The organism is Rhodoferax bucti, assembly GCF_005876985.1.
Taxonomy (GTDB): domain Bacteria; phylum Pseudomonadota; class Gammaproteobacteria; order Burkholderiales; family Burkholderiaceae_C; genus Allorhodoferax; species Allorhodoferax bucti.
Window position 1 is genome coordinate 1 of sequence record NZ_VAHD01000005.1, and the last position, 21,462, is coordinate 21,462.

Consider the following 21,462-nt stretch of genomic DNA (forward strand, 5'->3'; position numbering starts at 1 on the left):
TGACGACCATAGCGACTTGGTACCACTCCTTCCCATCCCGAACAGGACAGTGAAACGAGTCAGCGCCGATGATAGTGCGGATCCCCGTGTGAAAGTAGGTCATCGTCAGGCTATTTACAGTGAGAAAAGGTCCACCAGTTTTGGTGGGCCTTCTTCGTTTTGGCGTTCGCTTTACGATTGTTGATGGTCACAAGACATATCACGTATCCAAAGCGTTTCTCGTGTTTGAACGGTATCTAAAAACTGTTCAACACCATTGGATACTCGCGCAAGGTCGGCGAATGTATCAAAACCGATTTCCAAAAACGCCTGCAAATGCGCGAGCTTTGCCGCTTTGGCCGGGCCTCGCATGGCCCTCAGGGTGAATCGAATGCCCGGTAGGCGGACCGCAGACTGAAGACCTTGACCTAGCTCCAGCACACTATTCAACTGCTGCTGGCGTTTGTCGATTACGCCTACATGTTTCCAAGCTGTTCGGTAGAGCGCTTCAGACAGAGGAGCGTTGTCGAGAGACGCGACTTCTGAAGCCAAGGCTGCCGCCATTTGCATGTCCAAGTGTTCCGTGAGGAAGTGCAATTCTGCCAGCGCGACTGCGATCGCCACGATTGATTGCGGGAAGAGGCGTTCCATAGCACCAGCAATTCTCGAGAACTCCGCATCCCGTTGCTCAAAGTCTTTGGCGCTATACAACTCCTGCAAAAAGAAGGTACATGCGGGAGCAAAGACGGGCTGCGCCAAAAGATCTCCATAGCTGGATGCGAAACGCGCACATTGGAATGTTTTGATTTGATGTACTGCGACACGGAGCTCAGGTCGTTGCGCTGAAAGCTGCCGCAAAGCCTGTACTTCATCGATGGCTGCGCGAATTCTTGCAGCGCCAAGAGCGTGATTCATGTGCATCAGTGTAGAGAACGGCTTCCTTTCTGGATGGGCGGCGTTTGAATTAAAGCGGTTGGCCTACAAAAACCAAGGGAAAACCCTTATATTTGTAGCCATGCATGCCTTAAATGAACCGGTCGAATACGATGAGCCTCACGTCCCGCTACGTGGAGCTCCCGCCTATCTCGCGGGGTATTCTTCCTGGGTCAGTATCCGCAGCTTGGGAGCAAATCACCGCAATCGTGTTCTGACGCATTTGCGGAGTCTGGATAGTCAAGATCGGATGATGCGCTTCGGCTACGTGGCGAATGATGTGCAGATTGAGGCATACGTAGACCGGCTCGACTTCCATCACGATGCGGTGTTTGGGGTGTTCAACCGCAAGCTGCAGATCGTGGCGCTGGCGCATTTGGCGATATGTCGCTTGCCAGGCTCAGAGCCCGTGGGGGATTTCGGCGTGTCGGTGTTTCCTGCGTGGCGGGGGCGGGGACTTGGCGGTCGTTTGTACGAGCGGGCCGCATTGCACGCACGTAACGAAGGTGTGGAAGTACTGCAGATCCAAGCGCTCGCATCCAATGTGCCTATGCTCGCCATTGCCCGAAAGCATGGCGCTACGGTACAGCGCATGGGCAGTGAGTCTGAAGCCTGTTTGCGCTTGGCCAAACCGAGCTTGGAGTCCCGCCTGCAGGAAATACTGGAGGAGTACTGGGCCCATCTGCACTACACCGCCAAGGCGCAAGCGCGGGCTTGGTCGGATTGGCTTGCCATATTTCAGTCGATCCGGCAGCGCGCTATTTCAGCAACCACCATCTGCTCTCCGTGAATGCTACTGCCGCCAGGTAGTGTGAAATACAAATCCGCTATCCTAGAGGCTTTGCAACCATGGCCCTATCGGGCGCCTTCCTAGTGTCTGACCCGCATCCCGCGCGAAGCTTTGAAAAAGAAGACAAGCGCACCTTCCTCCAGAAACTCGCTGAATTTATCCATCCCGGCCCAGACTCCACGGCGGAGCTGATCGAGACTTTGGCAGAAGCAGAAGACAACAACATCATCGGCGCCGAGTCCCGGGTGATGTTGGAGGGCGTGATTCGCATGGCGGACATGACGGCGGGTGACGTGATGGTGCCCGCCACGCGCATGGATTTGCTCGACATTCAGTCTTCACCCGATGCGTTGATGCACGCGGTGATCGATACCGCGCACTCCCGCTTCCCGGTATTTGATGGCGAGCGGGAAAACATCATCGGCATTCTGATGGCGAAGGATCTGCTCAAACTGCAGCGCGCGCCAGAGCTCAATATTCGCGCTCTGCTGCGCCCCGCCGTCTTCGTGCCCGAGTCCAAGGGCTTGAACGACTTGCTGCGCGATTTCCGCGGTAATCGCAACCATTTGGCCATCGTGATCGATGAATTCGGCCGCGTGGCAGGCCTGATCACCATTGAAGACGTACTGGAGCAGATCGTCGGTGAGATCGAAGACGAGTTCGATATTGCCGAGGACGAAGGTGACATCTTCGCGTTGGCCGACAAAACATACCGTGTCAGCGGCGACACCCCTTTGGAGCGCATCAACGAGGCTTTCACGGTGCAGATGCAGGCGTCTGACCCGGAAGACAGCTTTGACACCATTGGCGGCCTGATTGCGCACGAGATGGGCCATGTTCCCAAACGCGGCGAGCGCCACTCCCTCTGCGGGCTGGACTTTGTGGTGCTGCACACCAAAGGCGGTGCGGTGAAATGGTTCAAGGTGTCCTACACGCCTGATACCGCTTTGCCGGCCTGATGCGGGGGGCGCTGTTCGGCCTGCTTGGTGGGCGTATCTCCGCCGGATGGTCGGTTGCTATAGTTTTCATAGCTGCTTGCGCACAAGCTACGGGCGCTGGATGGCCATTTAGCACTGTATTTTCGCAAGGGCAGACCTTTTGGTGGCTACAACTCATCAGTTTGTCGGTGTTCTTGGTCGTAGTGTCTGGCTCGACGACTCCACATCAAGCGGCGTGGCTCGCTTGGGGCTTTGCAACTGCATGGCTCGGTAGTACCTTTTGGTGGCTGTTCGTGGCCATGAACACCTACGGAGGCCTGCCTGCTTGGTTGGCCGCATTCGCGGTTCTGGCCTTGGCGGCGGCATTGGGTGGCTACTACGCACTGGCCATTTGGGCTTGGCGCCGCTACGTTCCGGCTGGCGGATGGCTATCTGTTTCAGCCTTTGCCGCGTTATGGCTGATGGCGGAAATGGCTCGCGGCACCTGGCTCACCGGTTTTGGGTGGGGCGCGATCGGGTATGCGCATGTAGACGGGCCGTTGGCGGCGTATCTGCCTTGGGTGGGCAGCTACGGCGTGTCTGCCATCGTGGCCGCGTGGGCCGCTGCGTGGGGTTTGGCGTGGGTGCGGGAGCGCTGGCTAGGTGCCGTCGCGCTGAGCGCGTTGTTGATGACGCCCTCAGTCATGCCCGCTGACTGGAATGCGTGGACCACGCCCACGGGTACCTTGCAGGTCACGCTGCTGCAAGGAAATATTCCGCAGGATGAGAAGTTCGAGGCGGGTAGTGGCGTGCCGCTGGCGTTGCAGTGGTACCGCGACGCCTTGCTGCAAACGACGGGCGATTTGGTGGTTGCGCCAGAAACCGCCATTCCGCTACTGCCCCAGCAATTGCCGGACGGCTACTGGAATGCGTTGGCCGCACGCTTTAGCCAAGGCCACCCCTCCGCGCTCATCGGCATACCGTTGGGGAGCTTTCAGGCGGGTTACACCAATTCCGTCATTGGCCTGAGCCCCAGCGCGCCCGGCGGCTGGCAGTATGACAAGCACCATCTGGTGCCGTTCGGGGAGTTCATTCCGCCGCTGTTCAAATGGTTCACGCGGCTGATGAATATCCCTTTGGGCGACTTCAATCGTGGCCCGCTGGGCCAAGCCTCTCTGCCTGTGCAAGGTGAGCGGGTGGCCCCCAATATTTGTTATGAAGATTTGTACGGTGAAGAGTTGGCCACACGGTTTGCCGACGCGGCGACCGCTCCCACGGTGTTCGCCAACGTCAGCAACATGGGTTGGTTTGGTGGCACGGTGGCTTTGCAGCAGCACCTCAACATCTCGCGGGTCCGCGCCTTGGAGTTTCAGCGCCCGTTTGTGCGGGCGACCAACACGGGCGCGACCGCATTTTTGTCCTATCGGGGAGAGGTGTTGCAGATGCTGCCGCCCCAGACCCGCGGCGTGCTGCAAGGCGAGGTGCAGGGTCGCACCGGCATGACGCCGTTTGCCTGGTGGGCCTCGCGGTTCGGCTTGTGGCCGCTGTGGATTGCGAGCCTGTTGCTGCTCGGGTGGGCTTGGCGCCGCCGCGAGCATCCTTAAAGCCGCCCCAGGTGCCTCAGGGTGCCGCCAGCCACGCGCTCGGCCCCGTAAAATGCCGGGTTTACTTGAACGCTTGCCCTGCACCGGCCGTTGCCGGAGATTGCTCTCACACCATGCTTACTTTTCAGCAAATTATTCTTCGCCTCCAGGACTACTGGGATCGCCAGGGTTGCGCACTCTTGCAGCCGTATGACATGGAAGTGGGCGCAGGCACTTCGCACACCGCGACCTTTTTGCGCGCTATCGGCCCGGAGCCTTGGAAGGCCGCGTATGTTCAGCCCAGCCGCCGTCCCAAGGATGGCCGCTATGGCGAGAACCCTAACCGCCTGCAGCACTACTACCAATACCAGGTGGTGCTCAAGCCCGCACCCGCCAACATCCTTGAGCTGTACCTCGGCTCCTTGGAAGCACTGGGTTTCGACCTCAAGAAAAACGACATCCGCTTTGTGGAAGACGACTGGGAAAACCCCACGCTGGGCGCATGGGGCCTCGGCTGGGAAGTCTGGCTCAACGGCATGGAAGTCACCCAGTTCACTTACTTCCAGCAGGTAGGCGGCATCGATTGCAAACCCGCCACTGGCGAGATTACCTACGGCCTTGAGCGCTTGGCCATGTACCTGCAAGGCGTGGACAACGTCTACAACCTGCAGTGGACAGAAACCATGAAGTACGGGGATGTGTACCACCAGAACGAAGTGGAGCAGTCCACCTACAACTTCGAGCACAGCGACGCCGATTTCCTTTTCACCGCCTTCAACGCGCACGAGAAGCAGGCCAAATACCTGATGGAGCAGCAACTTGCACTGCCCGCCTACGAGCAGGTACTGAAATGCGCCCACAGCTTCAACCTGCTGGACGCACGGGGCGCCATCAGCGTGACTGAGCGCGCCGCCTACATCGGCCGCATCCGCAATTTGGCGCGCAGTGTGGCGCAGGCCTACTACGAAAGTCGGGAGCGATTGGGCTTCCCCATGGCGCCGCGCGAGTGGATTGAACAGATGCCCAAGAAGGCCGCGTAAGCGCACGGAGAAACTAAGACATGACAACAAAAAACCTTCTGGTAGAACTGTTTGTAGAAGAGCTGCCCCCCAAGGCATTGAAGAAATTGGGCGAAGCGTTTGCCACGGTGCTGGCGGACTCTCTCAAGGCCCAGGGCCTGGTGGCAGCAGATGCGGCCGTGACGCACTTCGCATCGCCCCGTCGTTTGGCTGTGCACGTGGCTGCGGTCGCCCCCCAAGCTGCAGACAAAGCGGTCTCGCAAAAGCTGATGCCCGTGGCTGTGGGCCTGGACGCATCCGGTAACGCCACCCCCGCCTTGCTCAAAAAGCTGCAAGCCCTGGGCGCGGATGCCAGCGCCGTGCCAGCTCTCAAACGCGCCATGGATGGCAAGGCTGAAGCTTTGTTCTATGACAGCATGGTCAAGGGTGCCACTCTGGTGGATGGCCTGCAGAAGGCCTTACTGGAGACCATCGCCAAGTTGCCCATCCCCAAGGTCATGAGCTACCAGCTGCAAAGCGGTTGCGAGCTGCCCGGCTGGACCAGCGTGAGCTTTGTGCGCCCCGCGCACGGCCTGGTGGCTTTGCATGGCAGCGATGTGGTGCCGGTGCAAGCACTGGGCCTGCATGCCGCTAACAGCACCGAAGGCCACCGCTTTGAAGCGGCGGTGTCTCCCGTGGTGATCGCAGATGCCGATGCCTACGCCGCTACCTTGGCCAAAGACGGCGCCGTGATCGCCAGCTTCGCCGAGCGCCGCGCTGAGATTGCTCGCCAGTTGGACGCTGCAGCCGCCCATGTGGGCGGAGGATGCAAACCGATTGAAGACGACGCCCTGCTGGACGAAGTGACCGCATTGGTCGAGCGCCCGCATGTGCTGATTTGCGAGTTCGAGGCCCAGTTCCTTGAAGTGCCGCAAGAGTGCCTGATTCTCACCATGAAGGCCAACCAGAAGTACTTCCCGCTGCTGGATGCTGCAGGCAAGCTCACCAACAAGTTCCTGGTGGTGTCCAACATCAACCCGGAAGACGCCAGCTTCGTCATCGGCGGCAACGAGCGCGTAGTGCGCCCCCGTTTGGCCGACGCCAAGTTCTTCTTCGACCAAGACCGCAAAAAGACACTCGCTTCGCGTGTAGAAGGTCTGGGCAAGGTCGTGTACCACAACAAGCTCGGCACCCAAGGCGAGCGCGTGGAGCGCGTGCGTGCGATTGCCAAGGCCATTGCGGCCCAACTCGGCGACGCGACCTTGGTAGCGCAAGCCGACCAAGCGGCTCAGCTGGCCAAGACCGATCTCGTCACCGACATGGTGGGCGAGTTCCCTGAGCTGCAAGGCATCATGGGCGGCTACTACGCCCTGAACGATGGCCTGGGCGACACCGTGGCCCACGCGATTGAGGACCACTACAAGCCCCGCTTTGCCGGCGACGCTTTGCCCCGCAACACCGCCGGTCTGGTCGTCGCCTTGGCCGACAAGCTCGAAACCCTGGTGGGCATGTTCGGCATCGGCAACTTGCCCACCGGCGACAAAGACCCGTTTGCCCTGCGCCGCCACGCCCTGGGTGTGATTCGCATGCTGGTCGAGAAGGACTTGCCACTGGATGTGTCCGCACTGGTGCAAAGCGTGGTGCCCGCATTCGGCAGCTTGATCACGGATGCGTCCGGTGCGCTGGTCGACTTCATGTTTGACCGCCTGGCCGGTTCCCTGCGCGAGCAGGGTTACAGCGCGCAAGAAGTTGATGCCGTGTTGGCCCTGCGCCCGCAGCGTCTGGGCGATGTGGCCAAGCGACTTGCCGCGGTGCGCGCTTTTGCTGCATTGTCCGAAAGCCCTGCTTTGGCTGCCGCCAACAAGCGCATCAGCAACATCCTGAAAAAGACGGACGATGTGGATGCGCACGTGAGCGAAGTGTTGCTGCAAGAAGCGGCAGAAAAAGCCCTCTTCGCCGCCATGCAAACCGTGTTGCCTCAAGCCCAAAGCCAATGGCAGGCGGGGGACTACACCGCCTCGTTGCAATCGCTGGCCGCCTTGCGCGCGCCGGTGGACGCCTTCTTTGAAGATGTGATGGTCAACGCCGAGCAGATGGACCTGCGCCTCAATCGTTTGGGCCTGCTCAAGAGCCTGCACGTGGCCATGAACCGCGTGGCTGATTTGTCCAAATTGGCAGCTTGACCTGAAGTCTTCCCATGAAACTCTGCATTCTCGACCGCGACGGCACCATCAACGAAGACAGTGCGGAGTTCGTGAAGTCTCCCAACGAGTGGCGCCCTCTGCCCGGCGCGCTGGAAGCCATTGCCAAGCTCAACCACGCCGGCTGGCATGTGGTGGTGGCCACCAACCAGAGCGGCTTGGGGCGGGGCTTGTTTGATGTGGTGTCGCTTAACGCCATGCACGCCAAGATGCACACCATGCTCGCAGCAGTCGGCGGCAAGGTGGATGCGATTTTTTACTGCCCCCACGCCCCGGACGACAACTGCCACTGCCGCAAGCCCGAGCCGGGCTTGTTTGAGCAGATTGGCGAGCGTTTTGGGATCGACCTCAAGGGCACGCCCTGTACGGGCGACTCCCTGCGCGACTTGATCGCCGGCGCCGCAGTGGGCTGCGAGCCGCACCTGGTGCTTACCGGCAAGGCTTTGTCCCTGCGCGGCAAGCCCCTGCCCGACAACTATCCCCCCGGCACCCACGTCCACGAGGACTTGATGGCCTTTGCTGATTACCTGGTAACCCGATCATGAGCGGCATGCCCCCTTACACCGCAGTCCCCACCCAAAAGCGCCCCAACTGGTTCATGGCGGTGCTGCGCTCGTGCCTGCACATGCTGTGGATGCTGGTGACGGTGATTCCCTGGGGCATCATCATGTTGGTGGCGTCCATCCGCGTGCGCGGCAAGCCGCTGTGGTGGATGGCGGTGCGCTGGCTGAGCTGGGCCATTGGCGGCGCGCGCGTGCTGCTGGGCATACGCACCCACGTCATCGGCTGGGAGAACCTGCCTACCGGCGACACCGCACCCGCGATTCTGCTGGTCAAGCACCAGTCCACTTTTGAGACCTTTTTGATGCCCACGCTCATGCCGCATCCGCTGGCGTATGTATTCAAAAAGGAGCTGCTGTATGTGCCATTTTTCGGCTGGGCCATGGGGCGCTTGGACATGATCCACATCGACCGCAGTCAGCGGGCCGAGTCGTTCAGCAAGGTGGTGGCACAGGGCAAGCGGCTGTTGGCGCAAGGCATTTGGGTGATCATGTTCCCCGAGGGCACGCGCATTCCCCGTGGGCAGACGGGCACCTACAAACTGGGTGGCACCCGCTTGGCGGTGGCCACGGGCGCACCGGTGATTCCGGTGGCAGTGACCAGTGCCAAATGCTGGCCGCGCAAAGCCTTTATCAAAACGCCGGGGGTGGTAGAGGTGTCGATCGGCAAGCCCATTCCCAGCGAAGGTCGCGACCCCAAAGAGCTGATGGCCGAGGTGCAAGCCTGGATCGAAGCCGAAATGCGCCGCCTGGACCCTGAGGCCTACCCCGCCAAAGCCTAAGCCGCACGCGCCATGCACCCGCTGCTGCGCTTTACGCTCGATTTGTTTGAGCCTTTTGAGGCTCCAGCGCCCGTCGATAGTGCGCGAGCAGCTCCTAAAAAAGTAGCAAAAAGACGCGCCCCTCCTGCTCCCACTGGCGAGCTGGTGGTGCCCAAGCCTGCGCAGCCCCCGGTGCCAGCGGGCCCCTTCGAGCCCGGCCAACCCCTTCCCCACGCCATTGCGCCGGTGAGCTACAGCCATCCGCAAGCGACGCGCGAGGTGCGGCTGGACGGCGCCGTGGTGCGTTACGCCTTTGCCCGCGGCAAGCGCCGCACCATTGGCTTCATGGTGGGGCCGGATGGCTTGGCCGTCCGCGCGCCCCGCTGGACGCCGTTGATGGAAGTGGACGCCGCCCTGCAAGAAAAAGCCGGCTGGATTCTGCGCAAGCTGCATGAAACCCGCGAGCGCGTTGCCCGCCAGCAGCATGCCCAGGTGGACTGGGCGCAGGGGGCCGAGTTTCCGTTTCTGGGCGATACCGTGCGCATTGCTTTGGACGCCACCCACGGCTTCAGCGCCAAAGGTGCGGCGCTGGACGACGTTGCTGATGCCTCCGGTGTGCGCTGGCTGCGCGTCGCTTTGCCGCAAACGGCAAGCACCGCCCAAATCCGCGATGCGGTGCAAGCCTGGCTGATGCGCGAAGCCAAAGCCCTGTTTGTGCAGCGGCTGGAGCACTTCGCACCTTTGCTGCAGGTGCGCTGGACCAAGCTGAGCCTGAGCAATGCCGGCACCCGCTGGGGCAGCGCCAAAAGCGATGGCTCCATTCGCCTCAACTGGCGGCTGATCCACTTCCGGCCGGCGGTGGTGGACTACGTGGTGGCCCACGAACTGAGCCACCTGCGGGTGATGGACCACAGCCCCCGCTTTTGGGATACGGTGCGCACCGTGGTGCCCGACTACGCCACCCTGCGCCACAGCCTCAAAGACCCGGCCATTCCCAAGTGGTAGCCGCATGGCTACCTTTTGCACCTCTTGATTGGAACTCTCCATGCCGCCTGACGCCCACCTGCCCACACCCCCCGCCAGCCCGCCGGAGCCGGTGTCGTTCTGGCAGGCCTTGTTGTTTTGGTGGAAGTTGGGTTTCATCAGCTTTGGCGGGCCGGCCGGCCAGATTGCCATCATGCATACCGAGTTGGTGGAGCGCCGGCGCTGGATTTCAGAAAAGCGTTTTTTGCACGCGCTCAACTATTGCATGGTGCTGCCCGGCCCCGAGGCCCAGCAGCTGGCCACCTACATCGGTTGGCTGATGCACCGCACCTGGGGCGGCGTGGTAGCTGGTGCGCTGTTTGTGCTGCCGTCGCTGGCGATTTTGATTGGCTTGTCGTGGGTGTACATCGCCTTCGGGCAGGTGGCGTGGGTGGCGGGCTTGTTTTATGGCATCAAGCCGGCGGTGACGGCTATCGTGGTGCATGCGGCGCACCGCATCGGCTCGCGGGCGCTCAAGCACAACGCGCTGTGGCTGGTGGCGGTGGCATCGTTTGTGGCCATCTTTGCCTTGAATGTGCCATTTCCGGTGATCGTGCTGGCGGCTGCACTGGTGGGTTACGCCGGTGGCCGGTGGGCGCCGCAGTGGTTCCGGGCTGGTGGCGGGCATGGTGCGGCAGACAAGTCGTTTGGTGCTGCCCTGCTGGATGACCACACCCCCACGCCGCCCCATGCGCAGTTCCGCTGGAGCCGGCTGGCCTGCGTGTGCGCGGTGGGGCTGGCGCTGTGGGCGCTGCCCATGGCCGGCCTGGCGCTGGCGTATGGCTGGCAGCACACCCTGACACAAATGGGCTGGTTCTTCACCAAGGCCGCCTTGCTCACCTTTGGCGGTGCGTATGCGGTGCTGCCCTATGTGTACCAAGGGGCGGTGGAGAGCTTTGCCTGGCTCAACCCCACCCAAATGATGGACGGGCTGGCCCTCGGGGAAACCACCCCGGGGCCGCTGATCATGGTGGTGGCGTTTGTCGGCTTTGTGGGGGGCTATACCAAAGCGGTGTTCGGGCCGGACAGCCTGTTTCTGGCCGGTGCCATGGCTGCGTGCGTGGTGACCTGGTTCACGTTTTTGCCGTCGTTTGTATTCATCCTGGCCGGAGGCCCGGTGGTGGAGAGCACCCACAAGCAGCTCAAATTCACAGCGCCTCTCACGGCCATCACGGCAGCGGTGGTGGGGGTGATTGTCAATCTGACCCTGTTCTTCGGCTACCACGTGCTTTGGCCCCAGGGCTTTGCCGGGCGCTTTGACGCGGTGTCGGCGTTGATTGCGGTGGCAGCCGGCGTCGCCCTGTTCCGCTACAAGCGCAATGTGATGCACGTGATTGCCGCGTGCGCACTGCTGGGGCTGGCCAGCAGCATGGTGGCGCGCTAAGCCTTGGGGCTGGCGGCGTGCCGCCACATCCACAGTACGGCGCCGCCTATCAAGCCCATGCCCAGCACCAGCGCCGTGATCACGCCGCGCGCATCGGCACCCTGTGCGCCCAGGCCCACGGCCAGGCCGGCCAGGGGCTGGGTGAGGTTGTTAAGCAACACCACCACGCCGCTGGTTTTGCCGAAGTCTTGCGGCGGAATGATGCGTTGGCGCCCGGCACGGATGTAGACGCTGAACATCTTGTCAAACCCGATCACCAGCAAAAAGCCCAGCGCATAGATCCCGGGGTGCACGGCCCACGCCGTCATCAGACCGCCGGCAAACAGCAGGGTGTAGGACCACACGCCCAGCGCATGGCCGCGCCAGTGCACGCGCGCAACCCAGGCCAACACCAGCACGGTGACCACCGCGCCAGCGGTTTGCAGTTGTGCATACGCCGCATCGCTTTGGCCCAACATGCCGGTCACCATGGCCGCCACCGTGGCCTGCGTCACGCCGACCACGAGGTTCACCCCGGCGGCCAGGGCAATCAGGGGTTTGAGACCGGGGAGGTGGGCAATGTGTTGCAGTGCGGTCCCCAGCGGCACCCACCAAGACTCCCCCTGCGTGTGCTGCCCTTGGGGTAGAGGGCCCGTGTGCTGGCGCTGCCACCAGGCGAGCCCTGCATCTGCCGCCACAAACAGCAAGGCGCTGCAGCCCAGGACCCCTTGCCAGGGCCATAGCGCCAAAGCCGCTGCGGCCACGACCGGCCCTGCCACCATGCCGAGCTGGTCGGCGATTTGCGCATGGGCAAGCACCCGCTCAAACCGTTCGCCAGGAAAGATGTGGGGCAGTAGCACTTCGCGCGCCATCACGCCCTGGGTGGTGAACACGCCACAGGCGGCAGACACCAGCACCAGCGCCACTAAGGCCGCATGCTGCGCTAGCGCAAAACCTGCCGCCAGCCCTGCGATGCAGCTCAGCGCCCGCAAGGCCTGGCTCTGGCGCAGCAGGCGCATGGGCGGTCGCCGGTCGCTCAGCACCCCGCAAACGGGGAAGGCGACAAAGCGGGTCAATGTCTCCACAAAAAAGGCAACCCCGGTCCACGACGCGCTGCCTGTTTGCTGGTACACCACCAGCGGCACCAGAAACAGCAAGACCTGATCCGCCAAGCGGGAGAGTAGTAGCGAGCCGTAAAAACTGAGGTGGTGGGAGCGGGGCATGGCAGCACTCTAGCGCGGCAAAGGCCGTTTGGTGTGTGCCGGCGGGGCGCGGGAGCGGCGTTCTGGTTTAGTAACCCGCTTTTCTTTTGCTTCATAATTGACGTTTACGTAAACGTCAACTTTTCAGGCCTGCCAAGCCCCCGAATTCACCATGAGCACCACCTACAGCATCAGCGATCTGGCCAAAGAGTTTGACCTGACCACCCGCGCCATCCGCTTTTATGAAGATCTGGGGCTGCTGCAACCCGAGCGCACCGGCCCCGGCGGCCGCAACCGGGTGTACAGCGGGCGGGACCGCACCCGCCTCAAGCTCACGTTGCGGGCCAAGCGCCTGGGCCTGAGCCTGACGGAGGCCAAAGACATCATTGAGATGTACGACAGCCCGCGCGACACCGGCGCACAGTTGCAAAAGTTTCTGGACGTTCTGGCCGCCCACCGCAAGCAGGTGGAAGAACAAATGGCCGACCTGCAAGCCAACCTGGACGAGATCAAGGTGCACCAGCGTGAGGCCAAGGCCTTGCTCGCCAAGAGTGAACTCAAGATCAGCAAACCGGTCGCCAAGGCCCTGGCTACCAAGCCCGCAGCCAAAGCGGTCGGCAAAAAGGCGGCATAAGGGCTGCATAGAGGCCCTGCGCGTCACTGCGCTTTCACACAGACACACTACAACGAGGAGACCACCATGAGCAACCTGCCCGGACTGAACTACCAACTCGGCGAAGACATTGACGCCCTGCGCGATGCCGTGCGCGAGTTCGCCCAAGCCGAAATCGCCCCCCGTGCCGCTGAGATCGACCGCACTGACCAATTTCCCATGGACCTGTGGCGCAAGATGGGCGACCTGGGCGTGCTCGGCATCACCGTGGGCGAGGAATATGGTGGCGCCAACATGGGCTACCTGGCCCACATGGTGGCCATGGAAGAAATCAGCCGTGCCAGCGCCTCGGTGGGCCTGAGCTATGGTGCGCACAGCAACCTGTGCGTGAACCAGATCAAGCGCAACGGCACACCCGAACAGCGTGCTAAGTACCTGCCCAAACTCATCACCGGCGAGCACGTGGGTGCATTGGCCATGAGTGAGCCCGGCGCCGGCAGCGATGTGCTGAGCATGAAGCTCAAGGCCGAAGACAAAGGCGGCTACTACCTGCTCAACGGCAACAAGATGTGGATCACCAACGGTCCGGATGCGGATACCTTGGTGGTCTATGCCAAGAGCGAGCCCGAGCTGGGCGCGCGTGGAGTGACCGCTTTCCTGATCGAAAAGTCCATGCCCGGCTTCAGCATTGCGCAAAAGCTGGACAAACTGGGCATGCGCGGTAGCCACACCGGCGAGCTGGTGTTCAACAACGTGGAAGTGCCGCTGGCCAACGTGTTGGGGCAAGTCAATGGCGGCGCCAAGGTGCTGATGAGCGGCCTGGACTACGAGCGCGCGGTGCTCTCCGGCGGGCCGCTGGGCATCATGCAGGCGGTGATGGACAACGTGATTCCCTACATCCACGACCGCAAGCAGTTCGGCCAAAGCATCGGCGAGTTCCAGCTGATCCAGGGCAAGGTGGCAGATATGTACACCGTGCTGCAAGCCGGCCGGGCCTTTGCCTACACCGTGGCGAAGAATCTGGACTTGCTGGGCGCGGAGCATGTGCGCCAGGTCCGCAAGGATTGCGCTTCCGTGATTTTGTGGACGGCCGAGAAGGCCACCTGGATGGCGGGCGAGGGCGTGCAGATTTTCGGTGGCAATGGCTACATCAACGAGTACCCGCTGGGGCGCTTGTGGCGCGATGCCAAGTTGTATGAAATCGGGGCGGGTACCAGTGAGATCCGCCGCATGCTCATCGGACGGGAGCTGTTCGCTGAGACAATGTGAGGCTTATGAAACATGCCATTGCCCGCACCCTGACCACACTCCTCCATGGCGCCCTGCGCGGCCTGATGCGCGCGTGGGTGCTCATCGTGCCCCTGGTGGTGGCGCTGAGTGTGATTCGCTGGGGGCAACTGGCATATTTCTGGCCGCAGGGCTACCAAGCCCCTGGCAGCGATGTGGCAGCGGTGGCGCTGCAGGGTTTCCGGTTTGACCTGAAGGTCAGCGCGATCGCCGGCTTTCTGTTGCTTCTGGTGTTGCCCTGGGTTTCCGGCCGGGTGCAGGGGCGGGTGGTGGCAGGGCTGGCATTGCTGTATGTGATGCTCTCGCTGGTCAACCTGCATTACTTCGGGTTTTATAAAACGCCTATCGACTCCCTGGTTTTCGGGATCGCGGAGGACGACACCTCAGCTGTGCTCAAGACGATTTGGCACGACTTCCCGGTGGTGTGGACGCTGTTGCTGGCGGCGGCCCTGACCTGGGGCTCGGTGGCTTTGCACCGGGGGCTGGTGCGCCGTATCCAGCCGGACACGCTGCTGCACACTCGCCACGCTGTGGTCAAGCTGGTGGTGGTAATCGTGGCCTTGTTTGCGCTGCTGTTTGCGGGCAAAGGCACGGTGCGGCAGATGGCCTTGCAGCGCCAGCACTTGACGGTGACTACCTCCCAGTTCCTCAACGACATGGTGCCCAACGGCGTCATCGCCCTCAAATATGCGTGGGACAGCCGCTCGGAGTCCCAAAACCTGGCGGACCCGAACGTGGGCGTCAAAGCCATGGGCTTCCGCTCCCCGCTGGCCGCTGCCGAGGCGCTGGGCTTGCCGCACGACGACGATGCGCAAGTCAAGGCCGCGCTCTTCGCGCACGAGGCCTTGCCTGCGGGGGCTACCAAAAAGAACCTCGTGTTTTTTCTGATGGAGTCGTGGAGTGCCGAGCCACTGCTCTACCAGTCGCCCCAGTTTGATGTGATGGGCCGCTTGGCGCCCACGCTGGAGCGGGCTTGCCACTTCAAAAACTTTGACTCTGCGCACGCGGGCACCCACCCGTCGCTGGAAGCCATTTTGTATTCCACCCCCATCACGCCGCTCACGCTGGGCGATGCGGGGCGCCGGCCGATTCCGTGGGCGGTGGCGAATGTGGCCAAGCAGGCGGGTTACCAAACGCTGTTTCTCACTTCCGGCCGTGCCGGGTGGCGTGACCTGAACCGCGTGCTCAAGGTACAAGGCTTTGACGAGGTGGTGGACGCCAACAACCTCAAAGAGGCTTACCCCGAAGCCACGCTGGGCATCTGGGGCGTGTGGGACAGCTACATCTTCAAGTACCTGAAAAAGCGCATGGCCGCCCAGCCGGCGGACAAGCCCTTGATGGTGTTTGTGCTCACCATGACCAACCACCCGCCGTACGACCTGCCACCGGACTACCAGCGCGTGCCGCGCGACATGAGCCTGTGGAAAGGGGAAGCGAGTTCAGAAACCCTGATTCCCAACCTGGACACCTATCACTACGCCACTGACCAGCTGGGTGGATTTATCCAGGATTTTCAGAAAACTCCGCAGTTTGCCCACACCATTCTGGCTGCCACGGGCGACCACAATGTGCGCTCCTTCGGCGTGTATGCCGAGGCCAGTCGCCGCCACTTGGTACGCAAGGTACCGTTTGTGATCTGGGGCGACAAGTTGCAATGCGGCAACCAGCAAACCCTGCCCGCCAGCCACCGCGACATGTTCACCACCCTGTTCCCCTTGGCGGGTGTCGATGCCGGCTACATCAACGCCGGGCGCAATCTGCTCAAGCCGCTACCCGCGCAGCCTGACCCGATGAATGCGCCGCGCGCCATGTTTTTCACCGGCGAGGCGCGCAATGCGCAAGGCATGTGGCAGCTGGGCAACCCCAAGTCATTCGTGTGCACCTCGGCCACGCCGCAGACGCAATGCGAGTTCAATGCCCTGGACGACCAGCAGGAACGTGCCCGGTACGCACTGCTGGACTGGAATGTGCGCACCTCGCTTCATAAATAATCACGCCCTATGACTGACAAACTCAACGACCTTTTTTCCAGCAACCGCGCATGGGCCGCCGAGATGGAGCGCACCCGCCCCGGCTTCTTTACCGGGTTGGCCAACCAGCAAAAGCCCAAGTACATGTGGATCGGCTGCTCCGACAGCCGGGTGCCTGCCAACGAAATCATCGGCTTGGCGCCGGGGGAAATCTTTGTGCACCGTAACGTGGCCAACGTGGTGGTGCATTCGGACCTGAATGCTTTGTCCACCATCCAGTTCGCGGTGGAGCGGCTCAAGGTTAAGCACATCATGGTCGTGGGCCACTACGGTTGCTCGGGCGTGCAGGCCGCGCTGGAAGGCGCTCGCATCGGCCTGGCCGACAATTGGTTGCGCCATATCCAGGACGTGCGGGACCGCCACCGCGACATCCTGGACGCCATTCCCGACCACGGCAAAGCCGCTGCGCTGTGCGAGCTGAACGCGATTGAGCAAGTGATCAACGTGGCCCAAAGCACCGTGTTGCAAGACGCTTGGGCTGCGCAGCAGGAGGTCACGCTGCACGGCTGGGTGTACGGTGTGCACGACGGCTTGGTGCAAGACCTGCACATGACGGTGGGCCGGGGCGACGACCTGGAGCAGCTGTACCGCGAAGCCATCTCCGGCGTGCGCCTCATGCCGCGCATGCAGCGTTCTTGATCAAATAGGCCTCTGGCGCCCGTGAAATATGCGCGAGCAGCTATCAAAACCATAGTAACTGCCGCGCATGTTTCCCACCCGCCTCGACTCCTCGGTTGCCTACGACATTGCGCGGGCGCTGCTTGATGGCTTCAACCGCCACTACCAGCTCTTTCGCACCGAGAGTGCGCGCGCCAAGCACCGCTTTGAAACCCGCGACTGGCACGGCCAGCAGCGCGCCCAGCGCGAGCGCATCGAGTTTTACGGCCTGCGGGTGCAGGAGTGCTCGCGCCGGCTGGAGCGCGAGTTCAAAGCGGGCGAGCAGGGCGCGGAGGTGTGGCAGCAAATCAAGCTGCACTACATCGGGCTCTTGGTCAACCACCACCAGCCCGAGCTGGCCGAGACGTTTTTCAATTCGGTGACCACCCAGATCCTGCACCGCAGCTACTTTCAGAACGACTTCATCTTTGTACGGCCGGCGGTGAGCACCGAGTACATCGAAAACCTGGACGTGCCCGGCGGGCGGGCGCCCTCGACCTACCGCTGCTATTACCCCACGCCGGACGACGTACACCCCCAGCTGGTGCGCATGGTGCAGGACTTTGATTTGCGCGTGCCCTTTGAAGACCTGGAGCGCGATGCCCGCCATGTGCTGGCGGTGATGAACCGCCAGCTGGGCGATGCCAAGCTGCTCGCCAACTTTCAGGTGCAGGTGCTCTCCAATCTGTTTTTTCGCAACAAGGGTTGCTACATCATCGGCAAGCTCATCAATGGCTACACCGAGGCTGGTTTTGCCTTGCCGGTGCTGCACAGCAAAGAGGGCCGCTTGCGCATCGATGCGGCGTTGTTCGGGGAGCAGGACCTGCTGCGCCTCTTCAGCTTTGCGCGTGCTTACTTCATGGTGGATATGGAGATTCCCAGCGCCTACGTGCAGTTTTTGCGCAGCATGATGTCGCGCAAACCCCGCAACGAGCTCTACAACGCGCTGGGGCTGGCCAAGCAGGGCAAGACCCTGTTTTACCGCGACTTTGTGCACCACCTGCAGCACAGCACCGACAAGTTTCGCATCGCCGCCGGCATCAAGGGCATGGTGATGCTGGTGTTTGACTTGCCGAGCTACCCCTATGTGTTCAAGGTCATCAAAGACTTTTTTCCCCACCAGAAGGAAACTACCCGCGAGCAGGTCAAGGCCAAATACCAGCTGGTGAAGCAGCACGACCGGGTGGGCCGCATGGCCGATACCCTGGACTACGGCGATGTGGCCTTTCCGCGCGAGCGTTTTAGCGAGGAGCTGATTGCCGAGCTGCAGCAGTTTGCGCCCAGCCAGTTGGAAATCAGCGACCGCGATGGCGATGGCCACCTGGAGGTCATCCTCAAGCACGTGTACATCGAGCGGCGCATGATCCCGCTCAATATGTACCTGCAAGAGGCGTTTGATGCCGGGGGCGCCAACCCAGCCAACACCAGCCCGGCTGCCTTGCGCGCACGGGAGCAGATTGCCCGCGCCGTGATTGACTACGGCTACGCCATCAAGGACATGGTGGCCGCCAATATCTTCCCCGGCGACATGCTGTGGAAAAACTTCGGCATCACCCGCAACAGCCAGGTGGTGTTCTACGACTACGACGAGATCGAATACCTCACCGACTGCAACTTCCGCAAGGTGCCTGAGCCGCGCAACGAGGAAGAAGAAATGTCCGGCGAAGTCTGGTACGCCGTGGGCCCGCGCGATGTGTTTCCCGAAACCTTTGCCCCGTTTCTGCTGGGCAACCCGCTGGTGCGCGATGTGTTTTTGCAATACCACGCCAACCTGCTGGACCCGGCTTTTTGGCAAATGCAAAAAGAGCGCATTGCGGCGGGCTATGTGCATGATGTGTACCCGTATGAGAAGGACAAGCGGTTCTTGCGTTGAGGGGCGCAGAACTAGAAGGGGGACTTGATGAATACGATCATCCGCGTTTTGCTGGCCGGCAGCATTGCTATAGCTTCTTTGGGCGTTCTTGCGCGTCCACCCGATGGAGTTTGGCTTCCTGATTTAGCACTCACTCAAGAAAAACTGACTCGAAGTGACCCTGCCAGCTTGGCGAAGATATGCAGCAATATTCGGCGCGATGGCTTCTACTTACTGTCCCTGCTACTCATCGTGCAGATTGATGGGGATACATTGCAGGTCCGCAGTGTCGGGGGCGGCCCAAGCCAAACAGCTCATTTGCAGAGTGAGGATACGGAGTCCGGTCGTTTGCTGTACAGGAGTCTCCCTAATGCGTCTGAGGTGCTTGAGGTCGCGGTCTTGCCGTCCGCAACTGGTTTGATTCAAGTGCATGTCGCACAACGCAACAACCCTGAGCTGAACTTCCTGTACTGGGTGCCAAAGACCAAAGTGGAAGTTGCGCGGATGGATGCCGATCTGTTGGCGGGTCGTACAGGGATTCTGAGTAGCATGGCGACGGTATGTCCCTGATTTCTCTTCTCCATCAGCTCCATACAGGCGATGTCGTACCAGCTTCTGCACATGTCGTACACTCCGCCCTGCCCGGGGTGCGCAGTGGTTGCGCTGAGATGGATACCAAACCCGTGAACTTGATCTGGTTCATACCAGCGTAAGAAGTGCAGAGCAATGCCCCAGGCCGTGTGCCGTGCGGGCGGTCTCATTTTGAAGTTTGCGGGGCGGTGGCTTTCTCTGTCTTCGGGCGTTAACCCGGAGATTTCCCAGTGAACGCACCCGACAAACTCGCCCAGTTCATCCGCCTCACGCGCGAACCGCTTCCTGCTTCCACCAAACGCTATTTGCAAGGCAGCCGCCCTGACATTCAGGTGCCGTTGCGCGAAATCATGCAGAGCAATGGCGAGGCCGTGACGGTGTACGACACCTCTGGCCCCTACACCGATCCGCAAGCCCATATCGATGTACGCGCCGGCCTGCCTCTGGTGCGTCAGGCGTGGGTCGATGGACGTGGTGACACCGAGCTCTACGAAGGCCGCAAGCCCTTTGCGCTGGACGATGGCCTGAAGAACGGCGAGACAGACGCTTTGGCCGCCCTGCGTGCCCAAGCCGCCGGACTGCAGCGTCAGCCGCGCCGCGCCAAGAGTGGCGCCAACGTCACGCAAATGCACTACGCCCGCAAAGGCATCGTCACCCCCGAGATGGAATACGTCGCTCTGCGTGAGAACCAGAACCTCGAGTGGCAAGCGCAGTACCTCAGCAACGCCGACCGCGAGAAGCGTCTGGCGGGCAACAGCTTTGGGGCCAGCGTTCCCAAAATCGTCACCCCTGAGTTTGTGCGTGACGAAGTGGCCCGTGGCCGCGCCATCATCCCGGCCAACATCAACCACACCGAGCTGGAGCCCATGGCCATTGGCCGCAATTTCCTGGTGAAGATCAACGCCAACATCGGCAACTCGGCAGTGACCTCGAGCATCGAAGAGGAAGTGGAAAAACTGGTCTGGTCCATCCGCTGGGGTGCCGACACCGTGATGGACTTGTCCACCGGCAAAAACATCCACACCACACGCGACTGGATCGTGCGCAACTCGCCCGTGCCCATCGGCACCGTGCCGATTTACCAGGCGCTGGAAAAGGTGGGTGGCATTGCCGAAGACCTGACCTGGGAAATCTTCCGCGACACATTGATCGAGCAAGCTGAGCAGGGCGTGGACTACTTCACGGTGCACGCTGGCGTGCGCCTGCCCTTCATCCACCTCACGGCCAATCGTGTGACGGGCATCGTGTCCCGTGGTGGCTCCATCATGGCCAAGTGGTGCATTGCCCACCACAAAGAAAACTTCTTGTACACGCACTTCGACGAGATGACCGAGATCATGAAGGCGTACGACGTGAGCTACTCGCTGGGCGATGGCTTGCGCCCCGGCTCCGGTGCGGACGCCAACGACGAGGCGCAATTTGCAGAGTTGCGTACCTTGGGCGAGTTGACCAAAAAAGCCTGGCAGCAGGATGTGCAGGTGATGATCGAAGGCCCCGGCCACGTGCCCATGCACATGGTGCAGGCCAATATGACCGAGCAGTTGAAGCACTGCGACGAGGCCCCGTTCTACACCCTCGGGCCGTTGACCACCGACATCGCGCCGGGCTATGACCACATCACCAGCGGCATTGGTGCCGCCATGATCGGCTGGTTCGGTACCGCCATGCTGTGCTACGTGACACCCAAGGAACATCTGGGCCTGCCCGACCGCGAAGACGTGAAGACCGGCATCATCACCTACAAGATTGCTGCCCACGTGGCCGATGTGGCCAAGGGTCACCCCGGTGTACGGGCGCGGGATGATGCGCTCTCCAAAGCGCGCTTCGAGTTCCGCTGGATGGACCAGTTCAACTTGTCTCTGGACCCCGACACTGCACGCAACTTCCACGACGAAACCTTGCCTAAAGACTCGGCCAAGGTGGCGCATTTCTGCTCCATGTGCGGCCCCAAGTTCTGCTCCATGAAGATCACCCAAGAGGTGCGCGACTACGCCAAGAACCTGGGCGTGAGCGAGGAGCAGGCCCTGCAGTCGGGCATGGACGTCATGTCGGACGAGTTCAAAAAGGTGGGTGGGGAAATCTACATCCCCATCAGCAAAGCCGAAGACCTGAAGGGCTGACC

General features: G+C 61.5%; 18 protein-coding genes, 1 rRNA gene and 1 riboswitch. Of the genes, 17 read left to right on the forward strand and 2 right to left on the reverse strand.

Going from position 1 to position 21,462, the window contains the following annotated elements:
- Positions 1-111: ribosomal RNA gene (gene rrf, locus FDM28_RS15830) — 5S ribosomal RNA — on the forward strand; the annotation flags it as partial.
- A 60-nt stretch (positions 112-171) separates the two neighbouring features.
- Here rrf and FDM28_RS15835 read toward each other — a convergent pair.
- Positions 172-894 carry an FFLEELY motif protein gene (locus FDM28_RS15835; RefSeq protein ID WP_138516869.1) on the reverse strand — a complete coding sequence of 241 codons (723 nt, stop codon included), beginning with the start codon at positions 892-894 and terminating at the stop codon, positions 172-174.
- A 271-nt stretch (positions 895-1,165) separates the two neighbouring features.
- On the opposite strand from FDM28_RS15835, the gene FDM28_RS15840 reads away from it, so the two are divergent.
- The 9 genes from FDM28_RS15840 (at position 1,166) to chrA (ending at position 11,129) form a co-directional block, all read left to right on the forward strand.
- Entirely contained in the window at positions 1,166-1,702 is a 537-nt protein-coding gene (locus tag FDM28_RS15840) for a GNAT family N-acetyltransferase (RefSeq protein ID WP_240792048.1), read from the forward strand.
- An 83-nt stretch (positions 1,703-1,785) separates the two neighbouring features.
- Entirely contained in the window at positions 1,786-2,661 is an 876-nt protein-coding gene (locus tag FDM28_RS15845) for an HlyC/CorC family transporter (protein ID WP_138517192.1), read from the forward strand.
- A complete protein-coding gene (gene lnt, locus FDM28_RS15850) occupies positions 2,661-4,223 on the forward strand; it encodes an apolipoprotein N-acyltransferase (RefSeq protein WP_138516871.1) in 1,563 nt (520 codons plus the stop codon). The genes FDM28_RS15845 and lnt overlap by 1 nt, the downstream gene beginning before the upstream one ends.
- Positions 4,224-4,336: 113 nt before the next feature.
- The gene (glyQ, locus tag FDM28_RS15855; protein WP_087495186.1) at positions 4,337-5,242 is read left to right on the forward strand and encodes a glycine--tRNA ligase subunit alpha; all 906 of its coding nucleotides are present in this window, start codon (positions 4,337-4,339) and stop codon (positions 5,240-5,242) included.
- A gap of 20 nt (positions 5,243-5,262) precedes the next feature.
- On the forward strand, positions 5,263-7,383 hold the full coding sequence (glyS, locus tag FDM28_RS15860; protein ID WP_138516873.1) for a glycine--tRNA ligase subunit beta: 2,121 nt from the start codon (positions 5,263-5,265) through the stop codon (positions 7,381-7,383).
- 14 nt (positions 7,384-7,397) lie between these two features.
- Positions 7,398-7,946, forward strand: a complete 549-nt coding sequence (gene gmhB, locus FDM28_RS15865; RefSeq protein ID WP_138516875.1) for a D-glycero-beta-D-manno-heptose 1,7-bisphosphate 7-phosphatase — start codon at positions 7,398-7,400, stop codon at positions 7,944-7,946.
- A gap of 53 nt (positions 7,947-7,999) precedes the next feature.
- Complete coding sequence (locus tag FDM28_RS15870) at positions 8,000-8,743, forward strand: lysophospholipid acyltransferase family protein (protein WP_138517194.1); 744 nt, start codon at positions 8,000-8,002, stop codon at positions 8,741-8,743.
- A gap of 12 nt (positions 8,744-8,755) precedes the next feature.
- Positions 8,756-9,727 (forward strand): M48 family metallopeptidase, encoded by a 972-nt coding sequence (locus FDM28_RS15875; RefSeq protein WP_138516877.1) that lies wholly within the window; start codon positions 8,756-8,758, stop codon positions 9,725-9,727.
- A gap of 40 nt (positions 9,728-9,767) precedes the next feature.
- Positions 9,768-11,129 (forward strand): chromate efflux transporter, encoded by a 1,362-nt coding sequence (chrA, locus tag FDM28_RS15880; RefSeq protein WP_138516879.1) that lies wholly within the window; start codon positions 9,768-9,770, stop codon positions 11,127-11,129.
- Here the strand turns inward: chrA and FDM28_RS15885 are convergent.
- Positions 11,126-12,331: an MFS transporter gene (locus FDM28_RS15885; RefSeq protein ID WP_138516882.1), complete on the reverse strand. Its 1,206-nt coding sequence runs from the start codon at positions 12,329-12,331 to the stop codon at positions 11,126-11,128. The genes chrA and FDM28_RS15885 overlap by 4 nt on opposite strands.
- Positions 12,332-12,482: 151 nt before the next feature.
- Here FDM28_RS15885 and FDM28_RS15890 point away from each other — a divergent pair, with 151 nt between their 5' ends.
- The 7 genes from FDM28_RS15890 to thiC all read left to right on the forward strand — a co-directional run bounded on the left by FDM28_RS15890 (position 12,483) and on the right by thiC (position 21,460).
- The gene (locus FDM28_RS15890; protein ID WP_138516884.1) at positions 12,483-12,944 is read left to right on the forward strand and encodes a MerR family transcriptional regulator; all 462 of its coding nucleotides are present in this window, start codon (positions 12,483-12,485) and stop codon (positions 12,942-12,944) included.
- A gap of 66 nt (positions 12,945-13,010) precedes the next feature.
- On the forward strand, positions 13,011-14,192 hold the full coding sequence (locus FDM28_RS15895; RefSeq protein ID WP_138516886.1) for an isovaleryl-CoA dehydrogenase: 1,182 nt from the start codon (positions 13,011-13,013) through the stop codon (positions 14,190-14,192).
- A gap of 5 nt (positions 14,193-14,197) precedes the next feature.
- Positions 14,198-16,201, forward strand: coding sequence for an LTA synthase family protein (locus FDM28_RS15900; RefSeq protein ID WP_138516888.1), 2,004 nt, complete (start codon positions 14,198-14,200; stop codon positions 16,199-16,201).
- A gap of 9 nt (positions 16,202-16,210) precedes the next feature.
- Positions 16,211-16,879, forward strand: a complete 669-nt coding sequence (can, locus tag FDM28_RS15905) for a carbonate dehydratase (RefSeq protein ID WP_138516890.1) — start codon at positions 16,211-16,213, stop codon at positions 16,877-16,879.
- A 67-nt stretch (positions 16,880-16,946) separates the two neighbouring features.
- Positions 16,947-18,770, forward strand: a complete 1,824-nt coding sequence (gene aceK, locus FDM28_RS15910; protein WP_138516892.1) for a bifunctional isocitrate dehydrogenase kinase/phosphatase — start codon at positions 16,947-16,949, stop codon at positions 18,768-18,770.
- 27 nt (positions 18,771-18,797) lie between these two features.
- Positions 18,798-19,319, forward strand: coding sequence for a hypothetical protein (locus FDM28_RS15915; protein ID WP_138516894.1), 522 nt, complete (start codon positions 18,798-18,800; stop codon positions 19,317-19,319).
- Positions 19,320-19,382: 63 nt separating this feature from the next.
- Positions 19,383-19,483: riboswitch (TPP riboswitch) on the forward strand.
- Positions 19,484-19,570: 87 nt separating this feature from the next.
- A complete protein-coding gene (gene thiC / locus FDM28_RS15920) occupies positions 19,571-21,460 on the forward strand; it encodes a phosphomethylpyrimidine synthase ThiC (protein WP_138516896.1) in 1,890 nt (629 codons plus the stop codon).
- Positions 21,461-21,462: the final 2 nt, after the last annotated feature.